General features: G+C 71.3%; 16 protein-coding genes. 6 read left to right on the forward strand and 10 right to left on the reverse strand.

What is annotated here, in order from left to right:
• Nucleotides 1-4 precede the first annotated feature (4 nt).
• Nucleotides 5-1,045, forward strand: a complete 1,041-nt coding sequence (tsaD, locus tag nbrcactino_RS06380; RefSeq protein WP_161927624.1) for a tRNA (adenosine(37)-N6)-threonylcarbamoyltransferase complex transferase subunit TsaD — start codon at nt 5-7, stop codon at nt 1,043-1,045.
• Between the two features lie 128 nt (nt 1,046-1,173).
• Here the strand turns inward: tsaD and nbrcactino_RS06385 are convergent, their stop codons facing one another.
• The 10 genes from nbrcactino_RS06385 to nbrcactino_RS06430 all read right to left on the reverse strand — a co-directional run bounded on the left by nbrcactino_RS06385 (nt 1,174) and on the right by nbrcactino_RS06430 (nt 12,533).
• Nucleotides 1,174-2,751, reverse strand: coding sequence for a polyamine aminopropyltransferase (locus nbrcactino_RS06385; RefSeq protein WP_371864495.1), 1,578 nt, complete (start codon nt 2,749-2,751; stop codon nt 1,174-1,176).
• On the reverse strand, nt 2,732-3,157 hold the full coding sequence (locus tag nbrcactino_RS06390; protein WP_161926598.1) for a DUF350 domain-containing protein: 426 nt from the start codon (nt 3,155-3,157) through the stop codon (nt 2,732-2,734). The genes nbrcactino_RS06385 and nbrcactino_RS06390 overlap by 20 nt, the downstream gene beginning before the upstream one ends.
• Nucleotides 3,158-3,187: 30 nt before the next feature.
• Nucleotides 3,188-3,733, reverse strand: coding sequence for a DUF4247 domain-containing protein (locus nbrcactino_RS06395; RefSeq protein WP_161926599.1), 546 nt, complete (start codon nt 3,731-3,733; stop codon nt 3,188-3,190).
• Complete coding sequence (locus tag nbrcactino_RS06400; RefSeq protein WP_228460706.1) at nt 3,733-4,260, reverse strand: DUF2617 family protein; 528 nt, start codon at nt 4,258-4,260, stop codon at nt 3,733-3,735. Before nbrcactino_RS06400 ends, nbrcactino_RS06395 begins: the two co-directional genes overlap by 1 nt.
• A complete protein-coding gene (locus nbrcactino_RS06405; protein WP_161926600.1) occupies nt 4,257-4,895 on the reverse strand; it encodes a DUF4178 domain-containing protein in 639 nt (212 codons plus the stop codon). The genes nbrcactino_RS06400 and nbrcactino_RS06405 overlap by 4 nt, the downstream gene beginning before the upstream one ends.
• 198 nt (nt 4,896-5,093) lie before the next feature.
• Nucleotides 5,094-5,870, reverse strand: coding sequence for an SDR family oxidoreductase (locus nbrcactino_RS06410; RefSeq protein ID WP_161926601.1), 777 nt, complete (start codon nt 5,868-5,870; stop codon nt 5,094-5,096).
• Entirely contained in the window at nt 5,863-6,462 is a 600-nt protein-coding gene (locus nbrcactino_RS06415; RefSeq protein WP_228460707.1) for an isochorismatase family protein, read from the reverse strand. The genes nbrcactino_RS06410 and nbrcactino_RS06415 overlap by 8 nt, the downstream gene beginning before the upstream one ends.
• Nucleotides 6,463-6,532: 70 nt before the next feature.
• Nucleotides 6,533-7,495, reverse strand: coding sequence for an ABC transporter substrate-binding protein (locus tag nbrcactino_RS06420; protein WP_161926603.1), 963 nt, complete (start codon nt 7,493-7,495; stop codon nt 6,533-6,535).
• A gap of 14 nt (nt 7,496-7,509) precedes the next feature.
• Nucleotides 7,510-8,715, reverse strand: a complete 1,206-nt coding sequence (locus tag nbrcactino_RS06425; RefSeq protein WP_161926604.1) for an alpha/beta hydrolase-fold protein — start codon at nt 8,713-8,715, stop codon at nt 7,510-7,512.
• Nucleotides 8,712-12,533, reverse strand: a complete 3,822-nt coding sequence (locus nbrcactino_RS06430) for a non-ribosomal peptide synthetase (RefSeq protein ID WP_228460708.1) — start codon at nt 12,531-12,533, stop codon at nt 8,712-8,714. The genes nbrcactino_RS06425 and nbrcactino_RS06430 overlap by 4 nt, the downstream gene beginning before the upstream one ends.
• Nucleotides 12,534-12,618: 85 nt before the next feature.
• Between nbrcactino_RS06430 and nbrcactino_RS06435 the strand changes: the two genes are divergently transcribed.
• Genes nbrcactino_RS06435 through nbrcactino_RS06455 form a run of 5 tightly spaced genes read left to right on the forward strand, consistent with a single transcriptional unit; the run spans nt 12,619 to nt 18,620 of the window.
• Nucleotides 12,619-14,484: a (2,3-dihydroxybenzoyl)adenylate synthase gene (locus nbrcactino_RS06435; RefSeq protein ID WP_228460709.1), complete on the forward strand. Its 1,866-nt coding sequence runs from the start codon at nt 12,619-12,621 to the stop codon at nt 14,482-14,484.
• Entirely contained in the window at nt 14,481-15,530 is a 1,050-nt protein-coding gene (locus nbrcactino_RS06440; RefSeq protein WP_228460710.1) for a FecCD family ABC transporter permease, read from the forward strand. The genes nbrcactino_RS06435 and nbrcactino_RS06440 overlap by 4 nt, the downstream gene beginning before the upstream one ends.
• Nucleotides 15,527-16,603: a FecCD family ABC transporter permease gene (locus nbrcactino_RS06445; protein ID WP_161926607.1), complete on the forward strand. Its 1,077-nt coding sequence runs from the start codon at nt 15,527-15,529 to the stop codon at nt 16,601-16,603. Before nbrcactino_RS06440 ends, nbrcactino_RS06445 begins: the two co-directional genes overlap by 4 nt.
• Nucleotides 16,596-17,414, forward strand: coding sequence for an ABC transporter ATP-binding protein (locus nbrcactino_RS06450; protein WP_228460711.1), 819 nt, complete (start codon nt 16,596-16,598; stop codon nt 17,412-17,414). Before nbrcactino_RS06445 ends, nbrcactino_RS06450 begins: the two co-directional genes overlap by 8 nt.
• 27 nt (nt 17,415-17,441) lie before the next feature.
• Nucleotides 17,442-18,620, forward strand: coding sequence for an amidohydrolase (locus nbrcactino_RS06455; RefSeq protein ID WP_161926608.1), 1,179 nt, complete (start codon nt 17,442-17,444; stop codon nt 18,618-18,620).
• The last annotated feature ends 83 nt before the right edge of the window (nt 18,621-18,703 follow it).

Below are 18,703 nucleotides of genomic sequence, written 5' to 3' on the forward strand. Positions count from 1 at the left end.
GCCGCTGATTGTGATGGGCATCGAAAGCTCCTGCGACGAGACCGGGGTGGGGATCGTGGCGTGGGACCCGGCCGCACCCGACGGGCCGGTCCGGTTGCTCGCCGACGAGGTCGCCTCGTCGGTGGCCGAACATGCCCGCTACGGCGGCGTGGTGCCCGAGGTGGCATCGCGGGCGCACCTGGAGGCGATGGTGCCGACGATGCGCCGCGCCCTCGCCGCCGCCGGTATCGAGAAGCCCGACGCGATCGCGGTGACGATCGGCCCGGGGCTGGCCGGGGCGCTGCTCGTCGGCGTGGCCGCGGCCAAGGCCTACGCCCTGGCCTGGGACGTCCCGCTGTATGCGGTCAACCACCTGGGCGGGCACGTCGCCGTCGACACGTTGGAGCACGGCCCGATGCCGCCGTGTATCGCCCTGCTGGTTTCCGGTGGGCACACCCACCTGCTGCGGGTGAGCGATCTGGGCGAACCGATCGAGGAACTGGGCACCACCGTCGACGATGCGGCGGGGGAGGCCTTCGACAAGGTCGCCCGGCTGCTCGGCCTGGGGTACCCGGGCGGGCCCGCGATCGACCGGCTGGCCGACGGCGGCGATCTGGCCGCGATCGCCTTCCCGCGCGGCATGACCGGTCCGCGCGACGCCCGGTACGACTTCTCGTTCAGCGGGTTGAAGACCGCCGTCGCCCGGTATGTCGAGGGGTGCGAGCGCCGCGGCGAGCCGGTGCCGATGGCCGACGTCGCCGCGTCGTTCCAGGAGGCCGTCGCCGACGTGCTCACCATGAAGGCGATCCGGGCCTGCCGGGATTTCGACGTCTCGACCCTGGTGTTGGGCGGCGGGGCCACCGCGAACTCGCGCATCCGATCGCTGGCGCAGGAGCGGTGCGACGCCGAGGGGATCACGCTGCGGGTGCCCAAGCCGCGGTTGTGTACCGACAACGGGGTGATGATCGCGACGCTGGGCGCCCACGTCATCGCCGGCGGCGCCCCGCCGTCGCCGTTGACCGTCGCCACCGACCCGGGGATGTCGGTCCAGATCTCCGCGTACTGATCTGCCGGTCCGCCGAGTGGGCCCTCAAATCCGTCGAGTGGGCCCTCAAATCCGTCGAGTGGGCCCTCAAATCCGTCGAGTGGGCCCTCAAATCCGTCGAGTGGGCCCTCAAATCCGTCGAGTGGGCCCTAGTACTGCTTCCACTCGCCCTGTGCGTAGCGCAGGATCCGCGGGTCCATGAGCGTCGACGGCGGCATGGCCAACGGTGGGCGGTCGCGCGGGAAGACCGCTGCGGCGCGGAGTTCGTCGTCGGTGAGGAAGCGGGTTGTCGTCGTCGGATTCACGCGGAGCACGGGCCGACCGCGCGCGGCCAGGAAGAAGCCCCAGTCCCCGAACGACGGCACGTCGACGTGATACGGCAGTGTCTGCAGCCCCGCGTCGGCCAGGGTTGCGCCGATGCACCAGAACGACCGGGGCGCGAAGTACGGCGAACCGGCTTGGATGGCCATGGTTCCGCCGGGTGCCAGGTGTGCGGAGACCAGCGCGTAGAACTCGGTGGAGTAGAGCTTGGCCGTCGCGGTCTCATCCGGGTCGGGCATGTCGACGACGACGGCGTCGAACTTCTCGTCGGTGTGGCGCAGCCAGTGGAAGGCATCGGCGGCCACCACCCGTGCGCGCGGGTCGTTCATCGAACCGCGGTTGAGGCGCGTGAGCCGCGGATCGGTGCGTGCCAACTCGATCATCGTCGGGTCGAGTTCGACGAGGGTGATCGATTCGGTGGGATAGGTCAGCACCTCGCGCAGGGCTAATCCGTCGCCGGCACCGAGGATCAGCACGCGCCTCGGGTGCGCGGCCATCACCGGGTGGACCAGCGCCTCGTGGTACCGGTACTCGTCGGCCGAGGCGAACTGGAGGTCCCCGTTGAGGAACAGTCGGATGTCCTCCTCGCCGCCCCGGGTGCGGCTGGCGGTCATCACGATGTCCTGATACTTCGTCTGCTGGGCCACGACGATCGGATCGCGATACAGGGCTTGGCGAGCGGTGATCTCGAAGGTCGTCGAATAGGCGAAGGCGGCCACCAGGATCGCGATGACCGCGGTCGCGCCCAGGCCGACCGCGGTGGCGCCACGACGGGACAGGTCGCGCCGGAACAAGACCAGCACCAGGAGGAGACCCGCGACGGCGTTCACGAGTCCGACGACGATCGCCCCGCGAAGCTGGCCGAACACCGGGAGTAGCAGGAATGGGAATGCCAGGCCGCCGAGGAGGGCGCCGATGTAGTCCGCGGCGAACAGGTCGGCGACGGCCGATCCGGCGTCTTGGCGTCGAATCCGTTGCAACAGCACCATCAGCAGGGGGATCTCTGCGCCGATCAACAGACCGAGGATGAAGGCGACGACGACCAGGGCCGCGGTGTACAGCGACAGGTAGGCGAACGCCGCGTAGAGCGCCATGACCGAGAGTCCGCCGAGTAGGGCGAGTGTCAGCTCGACGGCGGCGAACCACACCACCGGGCGGTGCTGCAACGGTTTGGCCGCCAACGACCCGACACCCATCGCGAAGACCATGACCGCGAGCACGATCGACGCCTGGGTGGCGGTATTGCCGATCAGGTACGAACCCAGCGACACCAGGGCGAGCTCGTACACCAAACCGCATGCGGCACAGACGAAGACGACGGCGAGCAGTGCGGCACGCGCAACCCGGCGACGACCGGTGGACCTGGTCGTCGTCGGCGTTTCGGCGTCAGAGGATGGAGGCAGCAATGATGCACGCAGCCGCGATGTGGAGGACCGCGTGGACGCGAACCGCGGGGTTGGGTTCGGTGTCCATCAACGCGTCGCCGATCCTGCCGGGCGTCACCAGGGTGAGCAGCCCGAAGGTGACCGCCATCGCCACCAGGCCCAGAACGCTGTACGCCGCGGTGTAGAGCAGCCCGCGGGCCAGTCCGCCCTCGCTGGCGATGATCGCTGCCACGACGATAATCGCGACGCTGGCCAGGTTGGATCCGACGAGGGTGGCGGCATTGCGGTTGCGGTCCACCCACACCTGCGCGCGCAGGTTTCCCGGCGTCAACAGGTCGAGCACCACGAATCCGACGGCCATGGCCGTGATGCCCACCGCCGAGTAGGAGCTGGCGGCGATCAGGTTGTCGGCGAACTGCGTCGTCATGGGTTGTTCCTCGTCTCGTCGTGGATCGGTCTATTTGCCGGCGCCACTACCGCCGCCGCGGTAGCTGTTCCCGCGGCCGGAGTAGTGCGGAGTCGGCACCCAATAGCTGCCGACGTAGCTGTGATAGTGGTTGTACCCGGTGCGGTAGTCCTTGCTGACCATCACCCGAGACTTGTCGGCCCCGTAGGGGAAAACGCCGATGAGGTAGTCCGGATACTGCAGGAACGTCGACCCGGCGATGTTGCCGACCTGGGTTGCGCCGGTGCGCCGATCGGTGGGGCGCTCCTCCGTCGTGATCGCGTCGGACACCGATTTCGGATCGGCGTTGGCCACATAGGCGACGACGTTCCCCTCGTCGAGGGCGGCGTTGCGCTGATAGGTCTTCTGCACGTAGGCCCGGGCGTCGCGGCCGCGGAACCCGCCGTCGATCGCACAGGTCGTCGCCAGTGCGCCGACGGTGAGCACGCAGATGATGCCGATGATCCAGTTGCGGGCCCGCCGGAGGCCATCGCCGCGACCGTCGTCGTCGGGTGGGAACGGCGGTGGCGGAAACGGCGGGAACGGTGGCGTGGTCATCAGGGGCGGTCTCCGGACGACTGGGACAGGGTGCTCGTCGTATAGACGATTTCACCGGCCTGGGGGTAGGTGTGCCACGTCTCCCAGCGCAGAACCGGTTGCGCGAGGTCGAGCGTCGCCCGGATGGCGGTGACGGCGAGCGGCCGACCCGGATAACAGCCGATCAAGCCCACCGATCGCCGGTCCGCGGCGTCGATCTGGTGGCCGAGGTGCTTGATGAGGGTGGTCAGCGCCTCGTCGTTGTGGGTGGAGACGTCGGCGCGAAAGGCATAGTCGTCGCGCGACCACTGCGCGGGTAGGAACGGATCAACGCCGGGCAGGCAGGCAACCGTCTCGCGCAGCGGCCCGCCGGCGCCGTTCACGACGACCTGGTGACTGGCCCCGAGGAGGCGCAGTTCGATGTCGAAGACCCCCAACCGCGCCGTACGGGTGGCCAAGGCGGGCTGGTCGTCGACGTCGAGACTCAACGCCAAGTCGGCGGCACGGGTATCGACGAAGGCACCGCCCAACTCGAGGGGATCGCTCACCGCGGGCCCTCGGGTGCCGGGGTCGACGGGTAGATGCGGAACTCGCTGCGGGCGAGGACCTCGCCGCGGGCCGCCTCCCACCCGGAGCCATAGTCCTCAAAGGAGAAGCGTGCGTCCCCGGCCTGGTAGTCGTGGTAGCGCATGGTTCCGCTGCTCGCCACCCCGGTGGTGCCCGCGGAGGTGAAGCGCGCCGAGCCGTCTTCGTCGTGGAGGTAGCGGCGGCCTTCGAACTCCACCGACGCGGGGCCGGGGGTCAAGATGACGCCGGAGAGCTCGGTCCACAGCACCACCTCGAGGTCGGGGTCGTCCTCGACGGAGAGCCACCCGCGCAGCCCGGTTCCGGTGTCCAGGTGGGCCTCGATCCAGTTGTACCCGTCCTGGGTGAAGCGGATGACGCCGCGAACCGCATAGGTGGTGCCCCGGATGTCGACGAGGTCGGCGGGCTTGAGCTGACGGGGGTCGCCGCGCACCGCATCGTCGTCGGCGGTGGAAAACGGGTCACCAGGACGGTACGTCCGGTTGCGCAACGCGTCAGCCTCGGCCTGGCGCGCGGCGCGGGCGCTGAGCACGTTGAACACGACGGCGACGGTGATGATCAGCAGTAGCGCGATGACGATGATGACGGCGTACTTCACCCCGCCACGCTATCAATTCGGACATGGTGGATAGGTCGTCGGACCGACGCGGTGAGGGCCCACTCGACGAGAATCAGGGCCCACTCGACGAGAATCAGGGCCCACTCGGCGGGGATGAGGGCCCACTCGGCGAAATGAAGGGCCCAGTCGGCGGGGATGAGGGCCCAGTCGGCGAAAAGAAGGGCCCAGTCGACGGGGCTACTGGTCGAGGGTGGCGCCGCCGTCGACGCGCAGATCGTGCAGCGTGATGTGCCGCGCGGCGTCGGAGGCGAGGAAGACCGCCGACGCGGCGATGTCTTCCGGCTGGGCCAGCCGGCCCAGCGGGATGCCGAGGCGGAAGTCCTCGGGGGTGCCCGCGATCACCGCCGCGGCGCTGTCCTGCGCGGGCGCGGAATCGGGCCACATCCCGCGCAGCATCGGGGTGTCGGTGGAGCCCGGCGTGATGACGTTGCAGCGGATGCCGCGCGGGGCCAACTCGAGCCCGGCGCTGCGCACCAGACTGGTCACCGCGGCCTTCGTCGCGCCGTAGGCTCCCAGCCCGACGCGCGGGGTCGCCGCGGAGTTGGAGGAGACGACGGTGAGCGATCCCCCGTCGGCGAGCACGCCCGTCGCCGCGCGGATCAGGGCCATCGTGCCGGTCAGGTTCACCGCGACCAGCCGGTCCCACTCGTCGTCGTCGACGGCGGCGAGCGTCCCGGTGGCCAGGGCGGCGCCGACGTGGACCACCGTGGTCAGCTCTCCGTCCAGCAACCGCGGCGCCGATTCCACCAGCCGGGCGACGGCGGAGCGGTCGGCGAGGTCGGCAACGCTGGACGCGGCGCCGAGGCGATCGGCCACCGTGGTCACCGCGGGGTCGATGTCGGTGAGCACCAGGCGCGCCCCCGCGTCGGCGAAGGCCTGCGCCACCGCCGAGCCGATACCGCCGGCCACGCCGGTGATCAGCGCGCGCTTGCCGGCCAGCGACGCCTCAGCCATCGGCCTTGAGTCCGCGGGTCACCTCGTCGGCGGAGAGCACGATCCCGCACGTGTTGTTGACGTAGTCGACGGCGCCGGCGTGGAAGGGGGCGCTGAAGTCGGCGACGCCGTCGGAGACGAAGAACACCTGGATGTCCTGCATGAAGGCGTCGGCTGCGGTGAGCAGGCAGCCGATGTGCGCGTAGATGCCGGTGATGATGAGCTGGTCGCGCCCGGTGTGGGCCATCAGCGACCGCAGATCGGTGCGGGCGAAGGCCGAGTAGCGCCACTTCACCACGGTGATGTCCCCGGGACGGGCGGCCAGCGGTTCGATGACCTGCGCCTGTTCCTCGGTGGCGATCCCCGGCCCCCACCGATCGGTCAGCAGGCCGCGGCGCGACGGGTGCTGATTCGGCGGCTGGGCCGTCAGCACGACCGGCACGTCGGCCGCGTCGCAGGCGTCGCGCAGCCCGACGATGGTCGGCACCACCGTGGCCAACGGTTCGGTGCCGGCCTCGTAGACGTCCACGAAGTAGTTCTGCATGTCGTGGATGAGCAACACCGCTCGGGCGGGGTCGACCTTCCAGTCGAGCCGAGGGTGGCTCCGGGGCACGACGTCGCTCAGCCGGTACGGGCTTATCGGTGGAATGGACACGGGTCTCCGATCGGGAATGGCGGGGCGCCTAGCGGAAGGCGCTGCTGATGTCGCGGAGGATGGCCTCGACGCCCAGCGGACCGGTGCCGCTGGTCCACGGCGTGCCGTCGACGGGGTAGACGTGGCCGGCCTTGGTGGCGCGCAGCGCGGCGAACCCGGGCTTGAGCCGCGCGGCTGCCAACTCCTGGCTCGCCTGGTCGATGTTCCCGAGCACGCCGAAGAAGATGTAGTCGGCGTCGATCAGATCGAGGTTTTCCATGCTGACCTTGTTCCCCGCACGGTTGGCCGAGTCGATCTTCGCCTGCGCGGGCGGGCGCTTCATCCCGACCCGGTTGAGCACCCAACTCGACAGCGAGTTGCCGCCGACGATGGTCGGGCCCTCGGTCGACCACCGCACGACGCTCGCGGTGAGCGGCTTGGCGCCCGGCGCGGCGGCCACGCGCTCGGCGGTCTGGTCGAGCTGCCGGTCGATGTCGCCGACGACGTGCTTGTGCTGTTCCGGCCGGTCGAGGATGGCGGCCATCGCGGCGAAGTACTTCTGCCAGCCCTGGGTGTACTTGGCGACGAAGACCGTCGGCGCGATCTTCGCCAGGTCGTCGATGCTGTTGCGCGACCCGGTCGTGTCGTCGACGACGATGAGGTCGGGCCGCAGTTTGAGGATCTGTCCGAGGTTGGGGGCCCGGGTCGACGCCACGATGGGGATGGCACTGTCCTTCGCGGCAGTGGCGAGGTAGCCCGGGATACCCAGCTGCCCGCGCCCGGCCGTGGAACCGATCGGGGTGACGCCGAGGGCCAGGGCCGAGTCGAGGGCCCCCTCGGCCAGGGTGATCACCCGTTTCGGGTTCTTGGGGATGACCACCGTCCGGTGGGCGGCGTCGGTGTAGGAGCGTCCGTCGGCCGGGACCACCGGTGAATCGTCGCCGCAGGCCGTGAGGCCGGTGGCGAGGAGGAGGCCGGCCACCAGGCCGGCGATCGGGGTTGCGAACCTCATTGCTGCACTGCCTTTCACTGCTCCACCGCTTCGATCTCTGCCCGGCCGATCGGCGTCGTGAGATCGTCGACGAGCAGATGTGCCCACCAGGCGATGTCGTGACCGCCGTCGAATCTGCGCAGGGTCACCGGCCACCCCGCGGTGCGGAGTTGACCGGCCAGTCTGTCCACCGGCTCGACGAGCAGGTGCTCGTTGCGGCCCACGGCCAGGCGAACCGGCCGCGGTTGGGCGTCGGCCAATTCCTCGGTCAACCAGCACCGCTGCGGGTCCCACTCGGCCGGGCGAGCGGTGATGCCGGGTTTCCACCACATCGACGGAGAATACGCGAGCACCTCGTCGACGACGTCGGGGAACCAGCGCACGACGGCCAGCGTCGACACGGCGCCGAGGCTTTGACCTGCCCAAACAGTGGTGCTGTCGGCAACGCCGAGGGCGTGGCGCGCCCGGGGCAGGACATCGTCGACGACGGTGGCCAGGAAGTCGCGGTTCGGACCGAGCAGGCGCATCCGGGCCGAGGCCTCGGCGGGCGAGTCGATGCCGAGGAGGGCGATCGGGCCGTCGTCCTCGCCGACGGCTTCGGCCAGGCGCGTGGCCAGGCCGATCCGGTCCAACCAGTTCTGTCCGTCGAACAGCACGACGATCCGCGTCGGTCCGCTTCCGCCGCCCACCGGTGCGGTCAACCGCCACCCGGTGGCCTCGGGGCCGTCGCCGATGCTTCCGCGCGCCGCCGGTTCTGCCGGGGCGGGGCGGTGCCAGACGGCGAGGTCGGGTGCGCCGTCGGTGCGCAACACCGATCCGAAGGGCGACGCGGCCTGGTCGTTGCCCGGGTCGCTGACCGCGGCGGCGGCGACGGTGCGCGAATACACCAGGGCGCCGTCGCGCAGATGGGGGTCGTCGGCGGCGTAGGGGTAGATGCGGTAGGTCGCCATCGTCCCGCGGGGCACGGTGATCTCGGTGAACCACAGGTCGGTGTCGCCCCACCGGCGCAGTTGCCCGTGGGCCTCGCGCGGCCCGTCGGTGAGCCGGTTGGCCCAGGCGTACACGCCGGCGCTGTCGGGCGGTGCGACGAAGGCGAGCAGCACGCGCTGGGCGTCGGGATCGTCCGGGTCGTCGGTGACCAGCGGGGTGCCGTGCGCGGCGAGCTCGGCGATCAGCGCCGGATCGTCGTCGGCCGGCCCGGCGAGGAGTCGGGACCGGAGCGCGTCGGTGCTCGGAGTCACCGCTGGTCCTCCGCGGCGGCGGCGACCACGGCCAACGATTCCGGCGCGACCATGCCGGGGTGGTTGACCGGCAGGTCGGTGTAGTGGACTTCGCCGGTGACGTGCGGTTCCCAGGCGCTCGGCGGGAGGAAGTCTTCGGCGCTGTGCGCGGCGGCGAAGTGTGCCAGGTCGCCGTCGACGCGGCCGGTCCGGTGGGTGCGCATCAGCGCGGCGAAATGGCCGACGACGTCGGTGATGCGCCGGACCTCGTCGAGGGTCAGGCTGCCCAGCGCGGCGTGGTGGTCGCGCAGCGCGACCAGGACGTCGTCGTCGGTGTCGAGATCGGCGGTCGAATCCGCCCCGGCCATGATCAGCAGGGCGCGCCGGACTTCGGCGGGGGTGGCCGGGGGCTGGTCGGCCCAGCACTCGCTCGGGTAGGCGTCGAGGAGGACGAGTTGGGCGACGCGGCGCCCGCGGCTGGCGGCCTGGGCGGCGATCTCGTGGGCGATGACCCCGCCGACCGACCAGCCCAGCAGCCGTAGCGGACCGTCGGGCGCCACCTGCTCGATGGTGTCGAGGTAGTCGCGGGCGACGTCGGTGAGCGACGCGGGCAGCTCCCCGGTGAAGCCGGCCTGCAGGGCGTGCAAACCGGTCTCGCGGGGCAGGAAGGGCAGCAATCCGGCGTAGCACCAGCCCAACCCGCCGGCCGGGTGGATGGCGAACACCGGGGCGGTCCCGGAGTCGCCGGCACGCAGGGTGAGCAGCCGGCCGAACGGATCTACCGATTCGCCGCCGGCCAGGCGGGCGGCGAGTTCGGCGACCGAGGGGGCGGCGAACAGGTCGGCGACGCCCACCGCGGTGCCGAGTACCTCGGTGCAGCGTGCCGCGAGTGCCGATGCGGTCAGCGAGGTGCCGCCGAGATCGAAGAAGCTGTCGGTGACCGAGACCTCGTCGACGCCCAGGGCGGCCGCGAACAGCGGTTCGATCGCCATCTCGGCGGGGGAGCGCGGCGCGGTGACGGTGTCCGAACCCAGATGTGGATCGGGCAGTCGACGACGGTCGAGTTTGCCGTTGCGCGTCATCGGGATCGCGTCGAGCACCTCGACGGCGTCGGGGACCATGTACGGCGGCAGCCGCCGGGAGAGTCGCTCACGCAGCTCGAAGCGGTCGGGCTCGGCGTCGCCGGCGGCGACCACGTACCCCACGATGACCGTCGAGGTCCCGTTGCCGGTGGGGACGTCGCGGGTCACCACGACGGCCTGGTCGACGACGGGCAGGTCGGCCAGCGCCGCCTGGATCTCGCCGAGTTCGATGCGCCGGCCGCGAACCTTCACCTGGTCGTCGACGCGTCCGACGTAGCGCAGGCGGCCCTCGTCGTCGCGGTGGACGAGGTCACCGGTGGCATACATCCGCTCCCCGTCGGCGAACGGGTTCGCGACGAACCGGGTCGCGGTGAGGCCGGGGCGGTGCAGATAGCCGCGGGCCAGCTGGATCCCGGCCAGATACAGTTCGCCGACGGATCCGGGCGGCTGCGGGCGTAAGGCCTTGTCCAGGACGTAGACCTGCGTGTTGGCGATCGGCGACCCGATGGGCACCGCAGTGCCGTCCCAGTCGGCGCCCGGTGCCCACTCGGTGACGTCCACCGCGGCCTCGGTGGGCCCATACAGGTTGTCGATCAGCACATCCGGCAGGAGTTCGTGGCCGCGGCGCAGGACTTCCGGTCCCAGTGCCTCGCCGGAGCAGACGATCAGGCGCAGCGCGGTGAGGTCGGCCGCGGACGGCTCGGCGGCGAGGAAGGCGGCCAGGGCCGACGGCACGAAGTGGCACACGGTGATGCCGTGGGCGGCGAACTCGGCGGCGAGGCCGGCGCTGTCGCGCTCGAGTCCCGGCGTGGCCAGGACCAGCGTCGCGCCGCGGATCAGCGGCCAGAAGAACTCCCACACCGACACGTCGAAGGAGTAGGGGGTCTTCTGCACGACCCGGTCGTCGGGGCGCAGGCCGAAGGTGTCGTCCATCCACCGCAGCCGGTTGACGATGCTGCGGTGCTCGATGACGACGCCCTTGGGGCGCCCGGTCGACCCGGAGGTGAAGATGATGTAGGCGCCGTCGCGCGGGGTCGGCGCCTGCGCCGGTCCCGGGGTGCCGTCGAGGGCGGTGACGGTCAGCGCCAGATCTCCGACGCGCCAATCGGCGCCGTCACCGACGGTCGGGGTGAGCAGCACCCGCGCCTGCGCGTCGGCCAGCATGTCGTCGACCCGTGCCTGCGGGAGCGTCGGGTCGATCGGCAGGTAGGCCGCCCCGCACTCGAGCGCGGCGAGCAGGCCGCACACCGTTTCCGGCGACCGCGGCAGTTGCAGCGCGACGACGCTGCCGCGCCCGACGCCCCGGTCGCGCAGCGCGGTGGCGAGATCGCCGACGGTGATCCGCAGCTCCTGATAGGTCAGGGCGCCCCCGTCCCAGACCAGGGCGGTGCGGTCGCGGTGCTCGATCGCGGCTTCGGCGAGCAGGTGGCTCAACGTGGTGGTGGACGCCTCCTCGACCAGGGCGGGTTCGGCGGTCTGGTTGAGCCCGACGATCTCGCGGTCGGCCTCGGCGGCCGTCGCCACGGCCAGCGACCCCACGGGGGTGTCGCCGGGCAGCTCGCCGACCCGGGTCAGCAGGTCGCGCAGGCGTTCGCCGTGGGCGTGGGCCTCCGCGGGGAGGTAGCGCGCCGGGTTCGCCTCCACCTCGAGGACGAATCCGCCGTCGGGCTGCGGGGACCCGGTCAGGGTCAGGTCGTCGACCGGTCCCATCGCGATGTTGGTGACCGTCCCGGTGGCTGCGCCGAAACGCAGCTGCGGGGTGAAGAACTTCAGGTTCGCACTCGGCCCGTACAGCGGGGTGTCGGCGCCGACCAGGCCGAGTTCGCGGCGCAACCAGTCGGCTCGGTGGCCGACGTGGGGCCGCACCTCGCGCAGTTGGGCGGCGACCTCGCCGACGAGGTCGTCGATCGTCATCGTCGGCGACACAGACAGGCGCAACGGCAGGATGTTGACGGCCGGCTCGATCGTGACCGGGGCGCCCAAGGGGCGGTTCGCCCACGGCACGCCCAGGGTGACCGCCGACTCGCCGGACAGGGCGGAGACATAACAGGCCAGGGTCGCCATCAGGGACTCGGTCCAGCCGCGGTCGGTCGCCGATGTGCGGGGTGCCAGCGTGTAGCGGATCCGCAACCCCCGCTCGTGGGCCAGTGCCGGTTCGGTCTGCGACACCGTCGGGGGCCGGGCGGTGTCGACATAGTCGGCCCAGAACGCCGCGTCGGCTTCGTCGGCGGTCGCCGCGGTGCGGTCGGGCAGGGCGAACGGCGACGACGGCCGGGGGTCGCCGCCGAGGTCGGCGGTGTAGCACTCGGCGACCCAGCGCAGCAGTCGGGCGAACGAGTAGCCGTCGACGCCGATGTGGTGGATGCGGGTGAGCCACACGTGGTGCTCGTCGCCCAGGCGCAGGATCTGTTGGCCGGAGAGCTGGTCGCCGGAAATGGAATTGCCGATCGGCGCGGTGGTCATCGTGGCCGCGATCGCCTCATCGACATTGCCGGAGTCGAGGTCGGCGGAGTCGCCGACGACCACGTCGTGGACGCGCGGCTCGGGCAGCGCGCGGGGCCCGTCGCCCTCGTCGGCGTAGCGCATGTTGAGTGCGGGGACCTGACCCAGGCAGTCGGCGAGGACCGCCGCGAAACGGGCGGGGTCGAAGTCGCCGATGATGTCGATCCGCTCGGCGCACTGGTACACCGGGGCGTCGGCGACTTGCTGCTGGGCGAACCACACGGCGAGCTGGGCGGCGGTGAGTTGCTCGTGCAAGGCGGTCGCTTCCGGGTCGGGTGGCGTCAGAAGCTTAGGTTAGCCTATGGACTAGGATCGGCTCGTGGCTGGATATCCCCCTGAGGTGGCAGAACGGTATCGCGCGGCAGGCTATTGGATCGGGCAGACGCACGCCGACATGCTCGCCGAGTCGGCTGCGGCGCACCCGGATTCGGTGGCGGTGCTCGACGACCGGCGGACGCTGTCCTATGCCGACCTGCTCGACGGATCGCGGCGGGTGGCCAACGGCCTGATCGAAAAGCACGGCCTGCGCGCGGGAGACCGCGCGGTGGTCCAGTTCCCCAACGTCGTCGAGTACGTCGAGGTGCTGTTCGCGTTGTTCGACGCCGGGGTGCTCCCGGTCTTCGCGCTGGCGAGCCACAGCGCGATCGAGATCGAGGACCTCGCCACCCGTTCCGATGCCGCGGCCTTCCTGACCGTCGACGCCTTCGGCGGCACCGACTACCGCGCCCACGCCGAGCAGCTGGCCGGGGCGCGTCCGAGCACCGGGGACGGGCGCCCCTTCGCCACCGTCGTCGCCGAGCTCGGCCGGCCCGATCCGCTGGCTGCCATCCGATCGTCGAACACGGCGTCGACCGGCCGCTCGGGCGCCCCGTCGGACATCGCTTTCCTGCAACTGTCTGGCGGCACGACGGGGGCGCCGAAGATGATCGGCCGCACCCACGACGACTACTTGTACTCGGTGCGCGAGTCGGCGGTCATCTGCGGCCTCGACGAGTCCTCGGTCTTCGGTGTCGTGCTGCCGGCCAGCCACAACTTCACCATGAGTTCGCCCGGCATCCTCGGCGCGCTGTACGCCGGTGCGCGGATCGTCATGGTCGGGTCCACCGATGCCCGGACGGTGCTGTCGGCGATCGCCGAGCACGCCATCACCGGCGTGTCGGTGGTGCCGCCGCTGGTGACGGCGTGGCTCGACTCGCCCGAGGCCGGCCGCCACGACGTCTCCTCGCTGCGGGTCCTGCAGGTCGGCGGGGCCAAGCTGGCCGAGCCGGTGGCGCGCCGCGTCCCCGACCTGTTTCCCCGGGTGACGCTGCAGCAGGTGTTCGGCATGGCCGAGGGCCTGGTCAACTACACCCGCCTCGACGACGACTTCGAGCGGATCGTCTCCACCCAGGGGCGTCCGATCAGCCCCGACGACGAGATCCGGGTCGTCGACGCCAACGGCGACGAACTGCCGCCCGGCCAAGAGGGCAGCCTGCAGACCCGCGGGCCGTACACGATCCGCGGGTACTGGGGCGGGGGGGCGCCGGAGTCTTTCACCGCCGACGGCTTCTACTGCACCGGCGACCGGGTGGTCCGTGACGCGCAGGGCTACCTGACCGTCGTCGGGCGGGACAAGGACCAGATCAACCGGGCGGGGGAGAAGATCGCCCCGAGCGAGGTGGAAGGCGTGCTGCTGACGCATCCCGCGGTGCGCGACGCCTCGCTGGTGGGGGTGCCCGACGACCGACTCGGCGAGCGCACCGTCGCCTACGTCATCCCGGCCACGGCCGCCGCCGACGCCGGGGAGGTGCCCGGCGAGTTCGCCCTGCGCGGCTTCCTGCGCGAGGCGGGGCTGGCCCGGTTCAAGATCCCCGACGACGTTTTCATCGTCGACGAGTTCCCGACGACCGCGGTGGGCAAGATCAGCAAGAAGGATCAGCGCGTGGACGCGGCAGGGGAGGCCGAGACACCCGCCGACGAGGCACCCGCCGATCCGCTCGTGGCCGATCACCTGCTCGCCGACATCGCCGACAAGCTGATGATCGATCCGGCGGCACTGTCCGGCGGGATCATGCTCGCCGACAGCGGGATCGACTCGCTGCAGCTCATGGCGCTGTTGGACAAATGGCGGACCGCCGGCGCGGCCGGCCTGGACTTCGAGACGATCGCCCAGTCGCCGACCATCGACGACCTGATCGCCGCGGTGCGCCAAGCGGGAGCGCGGTGACCGCGACCGCTGCGGCGCCCGTGCATGCTCCCCGTCGGCGTCTCGGCGGCGGCGTGCTGACCGCCTGCCTGGTCGGGTCGCTGGTCCTCTTGGCGCTGTTGGCCTGGGCCAGCCTGTTCGTCGGCGCGCGCGACGTCGCCCCCGGCACCGTGTGGGACGTCCTCCTCGGCCGCGGCACGGGATTCGACGCGCTCGCGGTCACCGATGCCACCGACGGCCGACTGCCCCGGGCGCTGCTGGCCGTCCTCGTCGGCGCCGCCCTGGGCGTGGCCGGGCTGCTGATCCAGCGCCTGATGAACAACCCGCTCGGCGATCCGCAGATCCTCGGGGTGAATTCCGGTGCGGCACTGGCGATCACGATCGCCATCGGGCTGTGCGGATTCACCCAGGTGTGGGCCTACGTGTGGTTCGCCTTCGCCGGTGCGGCGGTGGCGATGGTGATCGTCTACGCGCTGGCCACCGCCGGGCGCGGACCGTTGACACCGCTGCGGATCACGATGGCCGGTATCGCGGTCGCCGCCGTGCTGAGCGGCGCGGTGCGCGGCATCACCCTGGTGTGGCCCCATGCCTTCGACCAGTTGCGGATCTGGGAGGTCGGCTCGGTCACCGGCCGCGGTGTGACGGTGGCGGCCTGGGTGGCCCCGTTCATCGTCGTCGGCATCGCCGTGGCCTTCGTTATCGCCCACGCTGTCGACGTGATCGGGATGGGCGACGAGATGGCCACCGCACTCGGGGTGCGGGTCGGCCGGATCCGGGTGGCCGCGCTCGTCGTCGCCACCGTGCTCGCCGGGGCCGCCACGGCGGCGGCCGGCCCGATCGGCTTCGTCGGCCTCATGGTGCCCCACGCCATCCGGTTGGCCCTCGGGGTGACCGGGCGTTGGGCGGTGGCCTTTGCCGCGGTGGCCGGTGGACTGATCGTGCTGGGGTCCGACATCGTGGCCCGGCTGTTCGACCAGGACAAGATGCCGGTGGGCATCGTCACCGCCTTCATCGGGGCACCGATCCTGATCCTGCTGATCCGCAACTCCGCGGGGACCGCACGATGAGCGCGCCGATCGACTTCGGCCGCCGCCAGTGGGTCCTGCGGGCGGGCGGCCGGTTCTCCGGGCGCATCGACGCCCGCAGCGCCACCGTCGGCGCCGTCGTGGTCGTGGCGCTGGCCGTCGCCTTCGTGGGCGGGCTGGTCGCCGCGGACGACGGGGTGGGCTTGTCGGCGCTGCCCGGCGCGCTGTTCGGCGGCGCGGACCCGGTCGCGGAGTATGCGGTCCGCGAACTGCAACTGCCCCGCGTGCTCGCCGTGATCGTGTTGGGTGCCGCGATGGCCTGTTCCGGTGGCATCTTCCAGATGCTGACCCGCAATCCGCTGGGCAGCCCGGACCTCATCGGCTTCGGCGTCGGCTCCTACACCGGGGCGCTCGTGGCCTCGCTGGTCCTGGGCCTCGGATTCGCCGGGATGTCGGGCTTCGCCCTGGTGGGCGGTTTGGTGACGGCGGGGATCGTGTATCTGCTGGCCTTCCGCGGCGGTGTCGGCGGCTTTCGGCTGGTGATCACCGGTGTGGCCATCAGCGCGATGCTCGCCGCGGTCAACTACTGGCTGATCCTGCGGTCCGACCTCGACGACGCGATGGCCGCGGCCCAGTGGGGGGCCGGCACGCTCGACACCGCGCCGGCGCGGAACTGGGCCTACCTCGGCCCGGCGTTTGCCCTCGTCGGGGTCCTCCTGTTCGCGCTGGCCCTGCTCAGCCCGCGGACCCGCATCCTCGACCTCGGCCCCGACCTGGCCCGGGCGCTGGGCGCACAGACGCCGCTGACCGCGGTCGCGCTTCTCGTCATCGGCGTCGCGCTGATCGCCGTGGCCACCACGATCACCGGCCCGGTCGCCTTCGTCGCCCTGTCCGCGCCGCACATCGCCCGCCGGTTGTGCCGATCCGGGCATACGCCGTGGATCGTGACCTCCCTCGTCGGCGCGTTGTTGTTCCTCGTGAGCGACGTCATCGCCCAACGGGTGTCGGCCGCCGTCACCGGGGCCACGCTGCCCGTCGGCGTCGTCACCGTGTGCCTGGGCGGTATCTACCTCTGCTACCTGCTGTTCACCGAAATGAGGCGCGTACGTGGATGACACCGTGGACACCCCGTCAACCGACCGGCTGGTCGCCCGGGACGTGACCCTGGGGTACGGCGACGACACGACGATCGTCCACCGGTTGAGCCTGGCGATCCCCGATGACCGGTTCACCGTCATCATCGGTCCCAACGCCTGTGGCAAGTCGACGCTCCTCAAGGCGCTGGCGCGGATCCTGTCCCCGCTCAGCGGCGATGTCGTGCTCGACGGCCGGGTGATCGCCGACTACCCGCCGCGCGAGGTCGCGCGGATCCTGGGCCTGTTGCCGCAGTCGTCGACGCCGCCGGAGGACATCCGGGTGGCCGAACTCGTTGCCCGCGGCCGCTTCCCGCACCAGGGGTTCCTGCGGAACTGGTCGGCCACCGACGAGCAGGTCGTCGCCGAGGCGCTGGCCGCCACCGGCACCACCGGGCTGTCCGACCACCGCGTCGACCAGCTCTCCGGCGGGCAGCGCCAACGCGTCTGGGTGGCCATGGTGCTGGCCCAGCAGACGCCGTTGATCCTGCTCGACGAGCCGACGACCTTCCTCGACATCGCCCACCAGGTGGAGCTGCTCGAACTGTGCCGCTCCCTCAACCGGGAGCAGGGGCGCACGGTGGTCGCGGTGCTGCACGATCTCAACCAGGCCTGCCGCTACGCCGACTACGTCGTCGCGATGCGCGACGGGCGGATCGTCGCCCAGGGTGCACCGGCCGACGTCGTCACCGAGGCCGTCGTCGAGGAGGTCTTCGGCCTGTCCTGCCGGATCATCGAGGATCCGGAATCGGCCACGCCGCTGGTGATCCCGCGCATGACTTCGGGGCGCTGAGCCGTGCCGGCCGATAGTGTCGCTGGGGTGAGTGGCATCGACTGGGACCGGCTCCGGGACATCCGGCGCGACATCCATGCGCATCCGGAGCTGGCCTTTGCCGAACACCGGACGGCCGCCCTGGTCGCCGAGCACCTGCGCGGCCTGGGCATCGAGGTCACCACCGGCATCGGCGGGACCGGGGTGGTCGGGGTGATCCGGGGCAGCGCCGACGGGCCGACGGTCGCGTTGCGCGCGGACATGGACGCGCTGCCGATCACCGAGGAACTGCCGCGCCCGCACGCCTCGCAAACCCCCGGCGTCATGCACGCCTGCGGGCATGACGGACACACCGCGATGTTGCTGGGGGCGGCCGAAATCCTCAGCGGCGCCAGGAATTTCGCCGGCACCGTCGTCGTCGTGTTCCAACCGGCCGAGGAAGGGGCCGGCGGTGCGCCGGCGATGATCGCCGACGGGGTGCTCACCGACTTCGGTATCCGTGAGATCTACGGCATCCACAACATCCCGGGTATCGAGGCCGGGCACTTCGCGGTGCGCCCCGGCACGCAGCTGGCCTCTTTCGACGACCTCGACATCGTGCTGAGCGCGGCCGGCGGCCACGCGATGGCGCCGCACCTCACCGGTGACGTCGTCGTCGCGGGTGCCGCCTTGGTGACGGCCCTGCAGACGATCGTGGCGCGCCGGCTGGACCCGTCGGTGATGGCGGTCGTGTCGATCACCGCCTTCAACGCGGGGTCGACGAACAACGTGATGCCGCCGACGGCCCGGCTGCGCGGGACGGCGCGGTGCCTGTCGCCGCAGGCCCGTGACGAGATCGAGAAGCTGGTCCGGGAAATCTCGGCGTCGGTGGCCACCGCCCACGGCGTCGACGTGGAAGTCGGCTATGAACACCGCTATCCGTGCACGGTGAACGACGCGACCGCCGCGGCCCGGTCCGCGCGGGTTGCCGCCGAGGTGGTCGGCGCCGACCGGGTCGATCCCAACTGCGCCGGCATCCTGGCCGCCGAGGATTTCGCCTTTTTCTTGGACGAGGTGCCCGGCGCCTACGCCTTCATCGGCAACGGCCCGATCACCCCGGAGCGCGGGCCGGTGCACAACCCGGCCTATGACTTCAACGACGACGTCATCGAGCCGGGTTCACGCTATCTCGCCGCGATTGCGCTCGAGGCCCTTGCGGATCTCCGCACCCCGCCGACTGGGCCCTGATCCCCGCCGACTGGGCCCTGATCCCCGCCGACTGGGCCCTCGATCTCGCCGACTGGGCCCTCAATCTCGCCGACTGGGCCCTC

The organism is Gordonia crocea, from assembly GCF_009932435.1.
In the GTDB taxonomy this organism is placed as follows: domain Bacteria; phylum Actinomycetota; class Actinomycetes; order Mycobacteriales; family Mycobacteriaceae; genus Gordonia; species Gordonia crocea.